Genomic DNA, 10,943 nt, shown 5'->3' with positions numbered 1-10,943 from the left:
GAGGGCGGAGAGAGGGCGCCCCCGGCAGGACTCGAACCTGCGGCCAAGCGCTTAGAAGGCGCCTGCTCTATCCACTGAGCTACGGGGGCCGGTTGTGGTGGCCTCGTTCGTGGTGCCCGGGTGTGGGCCGGATCCGTGACGTTGCCGGGGACAAGGATAGGGCTCCCGCATCCATGTCCCTGTTGCTTCGCCTCCGTGGCTCGATGTGGAGGTTCGGTGAAGCGGTCCTGATAATCGCAGGCAGGTACGAATCGTGCACCGCTTTTGGCCTCTTGCGCCCCGGGTGTTGTGCACTCGTTATGCCTGGACTGTGCCTGTGTCCCAGTCGCCCCTTCCGCCCCTTGTGTCCCGTCGGCGCGCAGACATGCTCATATGCTTCAGAATTCCCCTAAAATTGGGCATTCTTCGCATGTGGTGACCTTGGACGTACGGCCTCAGCTGCTCGACGCACTCTCCGCCCTGCGCGACTGTGTCGCCGCCGCACGCTTCCCGCTGCCCCTGGCGGGGGCCCCACGCGCGCGTGCCAACCGCGACGAACTGCTCGCGCAGCTCGACGACTATCTGGTGCCCCGCTTGAGAGAGCCCGAAGCGCCCTTGCTGGCCGTGGTGGGCGGATCCACCGGGGCCGGGAAGTCGACGCTCGTCAACTCCCTCGTGGGCAGGCGCGTGACCGAGGCGGGCGTACTGCGGCCGACGACGCGGACCCCGGTACTCGTCTGCCATCCGGAGGACCATCATTGGTTCAGCGCGATGCGCGTACTGCCCGACCTCACGCGTGTGTGGGTGCCCGAGCACGATCCGGCCGAGGAACTGATGCTGCCCGGCGAGGACCCCGCGCGCGTGCTGCGGCTGGAGACCGCCGACACACTGCCCCCCGGGCTCGCCCTCCTCGACGCGCCCGACATCGACTCCCTGCTCGCCGACAACCGCGCCCTCGCCGCCGAACTGATCTGCGCGGCCGACATCTGGGTCATGGTCACGACGGCCGCCCGGTACGCCGACGCCGTCCCCTGGCACCTGCTGCGCACCGCCAAGGAGTACGACGTCACCCTCGTGACCGTCCTGGACAGGGTGCCCCACCAGGTCGTCTCCGAGGTGTCGCGGCAGTACGGGGCGCTCCTCACCAAGGCCGGCCTCGGCGACGTGCCCCGCTTCACCGTGCCCGAGCTGCCCGAGTCGGCCTGGGGCGGCGGACTGCTCCCGGCCACGGCGGTCGCGCAGCTGCGCAGCTGGCTCGTCCATCAGGCGCAGGACCCGGCGGCACGCGAGCAAGTCATGGCCCGTACGGCCAACGGCCTCCTCGACTCCCTCAAGGCCCGCCTGCCCGAACTGGCTGCCGCCGCCGCCTCCCAGTACGCCGCGGCGCTGCGGCTCACCGCGGCCGTCGACTCGGCGTACGACAGCGAGTACGCGCGCGTGCGGAGCCGGTTGCAGTCCGGCGCCGTGCTCGCCGGCGACGCCCTGAAGCGCTGGCGCGCCTTTCCGCTCGACTGCTCCGCCGGGGAGCTCCTCGACTCGCTGGTGGAGAGCCTGAGCACCCTCCTGCTGTGCGCCGTCACCGCCGCTGACGAGCGTGTCGACGACGCCTGGCGGCGCGAACCGGCCGCCGACGCGCCCGAGCTGATGCCCCGTGACCCGAGGCCGGAGAGCGTCGAACACCGCATCGGCATGGCCGTACGGCGATGGCGGCGGGAGCTCGAGGAGTACGCCGAGGACGAGGTGAACGACGTCGATCGCGGCGTCGTCCAGGATCCCGAGGTCGTCGCCGCCCTCGTGGCCACCGCGCTGCTCGGCGCCCGCCGGGCACGGTCCGCGGGGGAGGGGCTCGCCGAGCGGATCGGGGCGCACGGGGCGCTGCGGCTGCGCGACCGGGCCGGGCGGCTGCTCGCCGAGCACCTGGACCGGGTCATGCACAACGAACGCGAGCGTCGGCTCGCACCGCTCGACGCCCTGGAGGTCCATCCGGACCCCCAGGCCGAACTCATCGCCGCGCTGTCCGTACTGCAGAAGGAGAGGTGACCGGTGACCGCCGTCACTGACCAGAACCAAACGGAACAGGACCAGACGGAACACGTCGATCTCCCGGAGGACAGCGCCACCAAGAGCGACGACGAACGGGAACGGGAACGGGAGAACAACGCCCCTGCTGAGGCCGCTTCCGACAATGTCCCGCTGGTGAAGGGCGACCTGGCTGAAGACAAGCCCGGCGAGGGTGAAGGCGCCCCTACGGCCGAGGAGGGAGAGCCCGGGCAGGGCGAGAACTCCGCCGCGGACGAGGGGCCGGAGAGGCGCACGGGCCACGCGCGCGTGACGGACAGTGCCGCTCCCGCGCGCGCAGGCGCCCACGGCCCCGGCGGTGCCCCCGGCTCCGGCAGTGCTGCTGAGGACGGGGCCCCTTCCCGTCGTACGCAATCCTCGTCCCGTACGCAATCCTCGTCCCGTACAGAATCCCCCTCCGGTACGGAATCCGGGGCCCCCTGGGACGACGGGCTGATCGCGCGGCGGGTGAATGAGACCGCCGCTGCGGAGCAGCCCGTGGTCGTGGAGACGCGGACCTCCGGCCGGCAGGTCGTGATGCCGCTCGCCTACGACGGGCCGCTGCGGTCCCGGCTCGACGCGCTGCGCGAACTCGTCGGGCTCTCGCGCGCCCGGCTCGACAACAAGACGCTCGCCGAGGCGGGCCGGGTGCTCGACGAGGCGGCGTCGCGGCGCAGGCTCTCGGGGCAGCACACCGTCGTCGCCATCGCCGGTGCCACGGGCAGCGGCAAGTCGCAGCTGTTCAACGCGCTCGCCGGGGTGACCATCTCGGAGACGGGCGTACGGCGTCCGACGACCGCCTCGCCCCTGGTGTGCAGCTGGAGCGACGGCGCGGTCGGGCTCATCGACCGGCTCGGCATTCCGCCGCGGCTGCGGCGGCGCCCGGCGCAGAGCGCGGCTGCGGACGGGCAGCTGCACGGGCTCGTCCTGGTCGACCTGCCCGACCACGACTCGGCGGCCGTGGCCCACCGTGAGCAGGTCGACCGCGTTCTGGCGCTGGTCGACGCGGTCATCTGGGTCGTCGACCCGGAAAAGTACGCCGACGCCGTCCTGCACGAGCGCTATCTGCGGCCCATGGCGGGACACGCCGAGATCATGTTCGTCGTCCTCAACCAGATCGACCGGCTGCCCGGCGAGGCCACCGACCAGGTCCTCGACGACCTGCGCCGGCTGCTCGACGAGGACGGCATCGCGCTGGGCGAGCACGGCGAACCGGGCGCGACGGTGCTGGCGCTGTCCGCGCTCACCGGGGAGGGCGTCGGCGACCTGCGGGAGGCGCTCGGCCAGTTCGTGGCGGAGCGCGGGGCCGCGGCGCGGCGGGTCGCGGCCGATGTGGAGGCTGCCGGATGGCGGCTGCGGCCCGTATACGCCGCGCGTCGGCGGACCGGGCTCAGCGAGGAGGCACGGGACGAGTTCTCCGCCCGGCTCGCGGACGCGATCGGCGCCACCGCCGCGGGCGAGGCCGCCGAGCGGGCATGGCTGCGCAACGCCAACCGCGCGTGCGGGACGCCGTGGCTGCGGCTGTGGCGCTGGTACCAGGACCGGGGCGAGCCCCCGACGGGGCGCCTGTCCCTGCGCGCCCAGACGGACGAGGAGGCCACCGCGCGCCAGCGCGTCGAACAGGCGGTGCGTACGGTCGCCGAACAGGCGTCGGCCGGGCTGCCCGCGCCCTGGGCGCAGGCGGTGCGCGAAGCGGCCGTACGGGGGGCTCAGGGGCTGCCCGAGGCGCTGGACGAGCTGGCCGCGCGGGCCGGACTGCCGCCGGGGCGGCCGCCGAGGCCGGGCTGGTGGCCGGCGGCCGTGCTGGTACAGGCGTCCATGACGATCCTTCAGGTCATCGGCGGGCTGTGGCTGGTGGGGCAGATCATCGGGGTGATGGCGCCGAACCTGGGCGTGCCGGTGCTGCTGATGATGGCGGGCATCGTAGGCGGGCCGCTCGTCGAGTGGGGCTGCCGGATCGCGGCACGAGGGCCGGCGCGGCGGTACGGCATGGAGGCGGAGCGGCGGTTGCGGGAGGCGGCGGCCGGGTGCGGGCGGGCCCGGGTGCTGGATCCGGTGGCTGCCGAATTGCTGCGCTATCGGGAGGTTCGGGAGCAGTACGGGCGGGTGATGGGGGTTGGGGGCGCGGTGAGGTGAACCGGGGCCTGGGAGACGGTCTTTGACGGGGGTCTCTGAGGGGCGCTTGAGGGGGGGCCGGTCTGTGAAGGGCTTTGAGGAGGGGGCGATCTTTGAGGTGAGCGTCCTGGGACGGCGGGGAGCGTCCTGGGACGGCAGCCGTGGGCTGCTCACTCGTCCGGGTGGCGGAGATATCCACAAGCGGGCGGTGGTCCACAGGGCTCAGCGGGCTCGGCCCGGCGGAGGCAGTCTGGCTTCGCGGCGATCGCGACGGACGCGGTCGATCGCGGTGACGGCGGTGCACCAGGGACGTCCGGGGACATAGGGACGTCCAGGGACAGAGGGACGTCCAGGGACATGCCGTCATGTCGGACGCAGCCGTACGGGACGGGCCCGTACGCGTATCCGCCCGGCGGGAGCGGCCGGGCGAGGGAGGGGTTCGAGATGAACGAGACGATCATCTGCGCAGTGGGCAACGTGGCGACGCAGCCGGTGTACCGGGAGCTCGCGACGGGACCGTCCGCGCGCTTCCGGCTGGCGGTGACCTCGCGCTACCTGGACCGTGGGAAGAACGAGTGGACCGACGGGCACACCAACTTCTTCACGGTGTGGGCCAATCGGCAGCTCGCCACGAACGCCGCCGGGTCGCTGAACGTGGGCGACCCCGTCGTGGTGCAGGGCAGGCTGAAGGTGCGTTCGGACGTCCGGGAGGGGCAGAGCTGGACCTCGGCCGACATCGACGCGCTGGCGATCGGCCACGATCTCGCCCGCGGCACCTCGGCCTTCCGGCGCACTCCCAGGCCGGAGGCGGGCGTCGCCGCGGCCCCGGAGCGACCGGAGCCCGACTGGGAGACGTCCCCTTCGGACAACAGCTCCCAACAGGCCCCGGAACCAGTCGCGGTGACGTGACGTCAGTCACGCCCAGGACCTGACCGAACTGCGGCTTATCGGCGAATGCGTTCCGAACGACCCCGGTGGATTTGTCGATAAGCCCTGCTCACAAGGGATCTTGGCGATAACGATTCCGAGTCGGATCGGCCCTGCGACGGGATCCCAGGGAAGCGTGGTGCGCCGCGTACCTAGGATGCCGGGCATGGCTCTCGGGGCTTGAAGACTCTGCTGGTGGGACCGTCCCCCCACGTCAACGGGTCCTGCTCGAAGGGGAATTCTGTGTTTGCTGCGTTCTCTGCGCTGTCGGTGCGGGGGCGGCGAGGGGCGGCCCGCCTCGCCGCCGCGACCCTGATGTCCGGGCTCGTCGCCGCCTCGGTGGTGGCCGGCGCCGGCCCCGCCGTGGCGGAGGGAACCGCGCAGGGCCAGGGCGGCGCGACCGCCACCATAGGCGGCCTCAAGACATACGGCGCGGCGGTCGTCCACGCCGACTCCGGGGACCAGGAGATCTCGGCGGGCCTGTTCGAGATGTCCGTCGACGGTGGCGGCACTCTGCAGACGTACTGCGTCGACATCCACAACCCCACACAGCGCGACGCCCGCTACCACGAGACGCCCTGGGGCGGCACCTCGCTGGGCGCCAACAAGGACGCCGGCAAGATCCGCTGGATCCTGCAGCACTCCTACCCGCAGGTGAACGACCTCGCGGCACTCGCCGGCAAGGCGGGCGTCAAGGGCGCCCTCACCGAGCAGGACGCGGCGGCCGGCACGCAGGTGGCCATCTGGCGCTACTCGGACGGCGTGGACGTCGACGCCCTCGACCCGCAGGCCGAGCGGCTCGCGGACTACCTCGAGAAGAGCGCCCGGGACGCGGCGGAGCCCCGGGCCTCGCTGACCCTCGACCCGCCCGCGGTCTCCGGCCGGCCCGGTGAGCGGCTCGGCCCGGTGACGGTGCACACCGACGCGGAGAGCGTGACCGTGACGCCGCCGGCGGACGCGGCCACCAGCGGGGTGCGGATCGTGGACAAGGACGGCAAGGCCGTCACGTCCGCGGTCGACGGTGGCCAGGTGTTCTTCGACGTGCCCGAGAAGGCCGCGGCCGGCCAGGCCGAGCTGACGGTGCAGGCCTCGACGACCGTGCCGGTGGGGCGGGCCTTCGCCGCCGAGAGCCGCAGTCAGACCCAGATCCTGGCGGGCTCCAGTGAGTCGACCGTCTCGGCGACGGCGAGCGCGACCTGGGCGCGGACCGGCGCGATACCCGCGCTGTCCGCGGCGGAGAACTGCGACAAGGGCGGTGTCGACATCACCGCGGCCAACGAAGGGGACGAGCCGTTCACCTTCGAACTGCTCGGGATCGAGCACACCATCCCGGCGGGCGAGTCGCGGACGGTGACCGTCCCGCTGCAGGAGGACCAGGCGTACGACTTCACCATCGAGGGGCCGGGCGGCTTCGAGAAGCGGTTCACCGGCGTGCTGGACTGCATGACGCACGTGACCGAGGCCGAGGCGGCGGGCCCCGCCACCCAGACCCTCAGCGAGCCGAGCCCCGCCACGGTCGGCACGGCATCCGACGACACCAACCTCGCCGCGACCGGCGGCTCCGACATGACCCCCCTGATCGCCGGCATCGCCATCGGCCTGGTCCTGATCGGCGGCGCGGCTCTGGTGGTCGTGAGGAAGAGGGAAGCGCCGGCCCAGGACTGAACGCGGACGACGTTCTCCTCTTCTCTCCTCTCCCATCCGGCAGAGAACGGAGTCAGGGGCCTGATCCACTTGCGTGGGTCAGGCCCCTGACGCCAGACACCGGTGCTTGCCCTCGGCGGGACCCATGGACCGTCTGCCCACGGCCCGTACTCCACCGGTAGGTCCTGCCGTGGGGCACCGGCCCGCGCCCGGCAGTCGATGCCGTCGATCAGCCTTCGCCGACCTGCGGATGCCTGCCGGGCTGCGTGGTGGGAAGCCCTTTGTGGAGCGCGGGCTAGAAGGCGCTGCTGTTGCAGCCCATGGTCGAGCCGATGTGGGAGTCCTGGCCACCCGAGTTGCCCTCGCCGTTGAGCGCGTTGCCCAGCACGCCGTTGAGCACGCCGACCTGGCCGAGGACATCGAGGTTCAGGTCGTGCGACTTGCAGCTCGAGCTCTGCAGGACGCTGTTGCCGTGACCGTCGAGGCCCTGGGCGGCGGCGGTGCCGGTGCTCAGGAGGCCGAGGCTCCCCAGCGCGGCGACCAGGACGGAAGCCTTGCGAAGCTTGTGCATGTCATCTCCGGTGAAGTGAGGTGTGTGCGAGTGGGTGCGATCCGTGACAGATCGACTTCGTTCAGTCACGGAAAGCTAATATGAAAAAATCCGGAAATGTCCGAACGGCACGCCGTGACGCGCGATCTCAATTACGAAACCACCCGGACGACCGCGCTTCCCGGCACCACCCACTGAGCCTCCGTCGGCGAAGCCCCAGGTCAGAGCCCCCTGACCATACGGGTTACCACCCAAGGGTGGCCGTCGGGCAAGATGGGGTGTATCTGCCCACTGCCAGATTTCAAGCTGCCGGACGGTTTCTCTTGGCTGAGTTCATTTACACCATGCGCAAGGCGCGCAAAGCGCACGGCGACAAGGTGATCCTCGACGACGTCACCCTGAACTTCCTTCCGGGTGCGAAGATCGGCGTCGTCGGCCCGAACGGTGCCGGTAAGTCGACCGTTCTGAAGATCATGGCGGGGCTTGAGCAGCCCTCGAACGGTGACGCGTTCCTGTCGCCCGGTTACAGCGTCGGCATCCTGTTGCAGGAGCCCCCGCTGAACGAGGAGAAGACCGTCCTGGAGAACGTCCAGGAGGGTGTCGCCGAGATCAAGGGCAAGCTCGACCGGTTCAACGAGATCGCCGAGCTGATGGCGACCGACTACTCCGACGCGCTGCTCGACGAGATGGGCAAGCTGCAGGAGGAGCTCGACCACGCCAACGCCTGGGACCTCGACGCCCAGCTCGAGCAGGCCATGGACGCCCTTGGCTGCCCGGCCGGCGACTGGCCCGTCACCAACCTCTCCGGTGGTGAGCGCCGCCGCGTCGCGCTGTGCAAGCTCCTGCTCGAGCAGCCCGACCTGCTGCTGCTCGACGAGCCCACCAACCACCTCGACGCCGAGTCCGTGAACTGGCTGGAGCAGCACCTCGCCAAGTACGCGGGGACCGTTGTGGCCATCACCCACGACCGGTACTTCCTGGACAACGTCGCCGAGTGGATCCTCGAGCTCGACCGCGGGCGCGCCTACCCGTACGAGGGCAACTACTCCACGTACCTGGAGACCAAGGCGACCCGCCTCAAGGTCGAGGGCCAGAAGGACGCCAAGCGGCAGAAGCGGCTCAAGGAAGAGCTGGAGTGGGTGCGCTCCAACGCCAAGGGGCGGCAGGCCAAGTCCAAGGCGCGTCTCGCTCGCTACGAGGAGATGGCCGCCGAGGCCGACAAGATGCGGAAGCTGGACTTCGAGGAGATCCAGATCCCGCCGGGCCCCCGCCTGGGCAACGTCGTCGTCGAGGTCAACAACCTCAGCAAGGCCTTCGGGGAGAAGGTCCTCATCGACGACCTCAGCTTCACGCTGCCGCGTAACGGCATCGTCGGCGTCATCGGCCCGAACGGTGCCGGTAAGACCACCCTGTTCAAGATGATCCAGGGGCTGGAGCAGCCCGACTCCGGCAACATCAAGGTCGGCGAGACCGTCAAGATCTCGTACGTCGACCAGAGCCGCGAGAACATCGACCCGAAGAAGACCCTGTGGGCCGTCGTCTCGGACGAGCTGGACTACATCAATGTGGGCCAGGTCGAGATGCCCTCGCGGGCGTATGTCTCCGCCTTCGGGTTCAAGGGTCCGGACCAGCAGAAGCCGGCCGGTGTGCTCTCCGGTGGTGAGCGCAACCGTCTGAACCTGGCGCTCACCCTCAAGCAGGGCGGCAACCTGCTGCTCCTCGACGAGCCGACCAACGACCTCGACGTCGAGACCCTCTCCAGCCTGGAGAACGCGCTGCTGGAGTTCCCCGGCTGCGCCGTCGTCGTCTCCCACGACCGGTGGTTCCTGGACCGCGTCGCGACGCACATCCTCGCCTACGAGGGTGAGTCCAAGTGGTTCTGGTTCGAGGGCAACTTCGAGTCGTACGAGAAGAACAAGATCGAGCGGCTCGGACCGGACGCCGCGCGTCCGCACCGTGCCACCTACAAGAAGCTGACGCGGGGCTGATCGATCTTGCGGCACATCTACCGCTGCCCGCTGCGCTGGGCGGACATGGACGCGTACGGCCACGTCAACAACGTGGTGTTCCTCCGGTACCTGGAGGAAGCCCGTATCGACTTCCTGTTCCGCCCGGACAAGGATTTCCAGCAGGGGTCCGTGGTGGCGCGTCATGAGATCGACTACAAGCGGCAGCTCGTCCATAGGCACGCGCCCGTGGACATCGAGCTGTGGGTCACGCAGATCAGGGCCGCGTCCTTCACCCTCACCTACGAGGTGAAGGACGACGACCTGGTCTACGTCCGTGCGTCGACGGTGATAGTGCCGTTCGACTTCGAGGCACAGCGGCCGCGCCGGATCACCGCGGAGGAGAAGGAGTTCCTCCAGGAATACATGGACGACTCCGCCGACGACGAGAGCGATCCGGACGACGAGGAGGAGGCCGTCGCCGCATGACGGTGCTCCACCTCGCCGACGAGGGGGAGGCGGCGGATCTCGCGGCCTTCCTCTCCCGGCTGCTCCACTACGACCGTTCGGCCGCGGTGCGCCTGCAGGCGGCCGGCACCGCGCTCGCCGTCTTCGGGCGGCCGCCGTCCTTCGAGGTGCTGGCGATCCGCGCGGTGCGGCTCGCCAAGCCGTACGAGGACGGGCTCGACGTCATGCTGGACGTGACCGTGTCCGCCGGTGAGCTGCTGGAGTCCGTCGACGAGAAGGCGGCCACCGCCGTCGTACCGGCTGCCGTGACCGGGCCGCCCTGGGCCGGAGTGCTGCCGCCGCGCGGTGGCTGGCGAGCCGAGCCGGGGCTGCCGGCACCGACCGAGCTGCGGGCCATGGTCGGCGCGGCCGTCGCGGAATTCCGGTCCCGTACGCAGGAGCTGGCGCCCGAGCGGCGTACCCGGGCCGAGCTCGACCGCATCGGGCGGGAGATCTGGTCCCGGACCGTCGGGGAGACGCGCCTGCCGGTACGGGCCGTGCACGCGGCCCAGTCGCTGGGCTTCCTGCGACCGCAAGGAGCCGCGGGCCTGGCCGGGCGTCAGGAAGAGCCGGCGCTGCTGTCCTCCGGGGCGTGGCTGCGGCTGCGCACGCCCTACGGGTCGATCGCCGTACGCCGGGCGGGGCTCGGGGCGCTGGACGTCAGCGTCCGCTGATCCTCACCGCCTCACCGCCTCGCCGAACCGGGAGTCGGGGGCTCAGCCCGCCGTGTTCACCATCGACGCCGCCGCATACGTCAGGTAGTTCCACAGCGTCCGCTCGTGCTCCTCGGAGAGGCCGAGCTCGTCGACGGCGACCCGCATGTGCTTCAGCCAGGCGTCGTGGGCTGCCCGGTCGACGGTGAAGGGGGCGTGGCGCATGCGCAGGCGGGGGTGGCCGCGGTTCTCGCTGTACGTCGTCGGGCCGCCCCAGTACTGGATCAGGAACAGGGTGAGCCGCTCCTCGGCCGGGCCCAGGTCCTCCTCGGGGTACATCGGCCGCAGCAGCGGGTCCTCGGCGACACCCTCGTAGAAACGGTGGACAAGGCGGCGGAAGGTCTCCTCCCCGCCGACCTGCTCGTAGAAGGTCTGCTCCTGAAGTGTGCCGCGCCGAATCTCATTCACGGATCCATGGTCTCAGACCGGCCGACCCAGGACTCAAGGCCTAGGACCACCCGCCCCCGGAGCCCACTGAGTCCCCGATTCCGGATCCGTCCGGCA

At 70.8% G+C, this 10,943-nt stretch carries 9 protein-coding genes and 1 tRNA gene; 7 read left to right on the top strand and 3 right to left on the bottom strand.

What is annotated here, in order from left to right; genetic code table 11:
• Window positions 1–16: 16 nt before the first annotated feature.
• Window positions 17–89 (bottom strand) — tRNA-Arg (locus tag ACQEV2_RS14775).
• Window positions 90–411: 322 nt separating this feature from the next.
• Here ACQEV2_RS14775 and ACQEV2_RS14770 point away from each other — a divergent pair.
• The 4 genes from ACQEV2_RS14770 (at window position 412) to ACQEV2_RS14755 (ending at window position 6,744) form a co-directional block, all read left to right on the top strand.
• Complete coding sequence (locus ACQEV2_RS14770; protein WP_433040274.1) at window positions 412–2,019, top strand: dynamin family protein; 1,608 nt, start codon at window positions 412–414, stop codon at window positions 2,017–2,019.
• Between the two features lie 3 nt (window positions 2,020–2,022).
• Complete coding sequence (locus tag ACQEV2_RS14765) at window positions 2,023–4,173, top strand: GTPase (protein ID WP_433040271.1); 2,151 nt, start codon at window positions 2,023–2,025, stop codon at window positions 4,171–4,173.
• Between the two features lie 423 nt (window positions 4,174–4,596).
• Window positions 4,597–5,061, top strand: a complete 465-nt coding sequence (locus tag ACQEV2_RS14760) for a single-stranded DNA-binding protein (protein ID WP_433040268.1) — start codon at window positions 4,597–4,599, stop codon at window positions 5,059–5,061.
• 261 nt (window positions 5,062–5,322) lie between these two features.
• Window positions 5,323–6,744, top strand: coding sequence for a Cys-Gln thioester bond-forming surface protein (locus ACQEV2_RS14755; protein ID WP_433040265.1), 1,422 nt, complete (start codon window positions 5,323–5,325; stop codon window positions 6,742–6,744).
• Between the two features lie 274 nt (window positions 6,745–7,018).
• Here ACQEV2_RS14755 and ACQEV2_RS14750 read toward each other — a convergent pair whose 3' ends face one another.
• Window positions 7,019–7,294: a hypothetical protein gene (locus ACQEV2_RS14750; protein ID WP_433040262.1), complete on the bottom strand. Its 276-nt coding sequence runs from the start codon at window positions 7,292–7,294 to the stop codon at window positions 7,019–7,021.
• Window positions 7,295–7,596: 302 nt separating this feature from the next.
• On the opposite strand from ACQEV2_RS14750, the gene ettA reads away from it, so the two are divergent.
• From ettA to ACQEV2_RS14735, 3 genes are read left to right on the top strand one after another with little or no spacing between them, the layout of a single operon-like run.
• On the top strand, window positions 7,597–9,261 hold the full coding sequence (gene ettA, locus ACQEV2_RS14745) for an energy-dependent translational throttle protein EttA (RefSeq protein WP_433040259.1): 1,665 nt from the start codon (window positions 7,597–7,599) through the stop codon (window positions 9,259–9,261).
• Window positions 9,262–9,267: 6 nt separating this feature from the next.
• Window positions 9,268–9,708: an acyl-CoA thioesterase gene (locus ACQEV2_RS14740; RefSeq protein WP_433040256.1), complete on the top strand. Its 441-nt coding sequence runs from the start codon at window positions 9,268–9,270 to the stop codon at window positions 9,706–9,708.
• Window positions 9,705–10,400, top strand: a complete 696-nt coding sequence (locus tag ACQEV2_RS14735; protein WP_433040253.1) for a hypothetical protein — start codon at window positions 9,705–9,707, stop codon at window positions 10,398–10,400. The genes ACQEV2_RS14740 and ACQEV2_RS14735 overlap by 4 nt, the downstream gene beginning before the upstream one ends.
• A 42-nt stretch (window positions 10,401–10,442) precedes the next feature.
• On the opposite strand, the gene ACQEV2_RS14730 is transcribed toward ACQEV2_RS14735, so the two are convergent.
• Complete coding sequence (locus ACQEV2_RS14730) at window positions 10,443–10,847, bottom strand: globin (RefSeq protein ID WP_134041762.1); 405 nt, start codon at window positions 10,845–10,847, stop codon at window positions 10,443–10,445.
• Window positions 10,848–10,943 lie beyond the last annotated feature (96 nt).

Source organism: Streptomyces sp. CA-251387 (assembly GCF_050936625.1).
In the GTDB taxonomy this organism is placed as follows: Bacteria; Actinomycetota; Actinomycetes; order Streptomycetales; family Streptomycetaceae; genus Streptomyces.
The sequence above is the reverse complement of the archived record's forward strand: the minus strand, read 5'-3'. Positions and strand labels throughout refer to the sequence as shown.

What these genes read in the sequence shown, in the direction of transcription:
- ACQEV2_RS14735 (WP_433040253.1), top strand. Translation starts at nt 9,705, where the DNA reads ATGACGGTGCTCCACCTCGCCGACGAGGGGGAGGCGGCGGATCTCGCG.
- ACQEV2_RS14750 (WP_433040262.1), bottom strand. Translation starts at nt 7,294, where the DNA reads ATGCACAAGCTTCGCAAGGCTTCCGTCCTGGTCGCCGCGCTGGGGAGC.
- ACQEV2_RS14760 (WP_433040268.1), top strand. Translation starts at nt 4,597, where the DNA reads ATGAACGAGACGATCATCTGCGCAGTGGGCAACGTGGCGACGCAGCCG.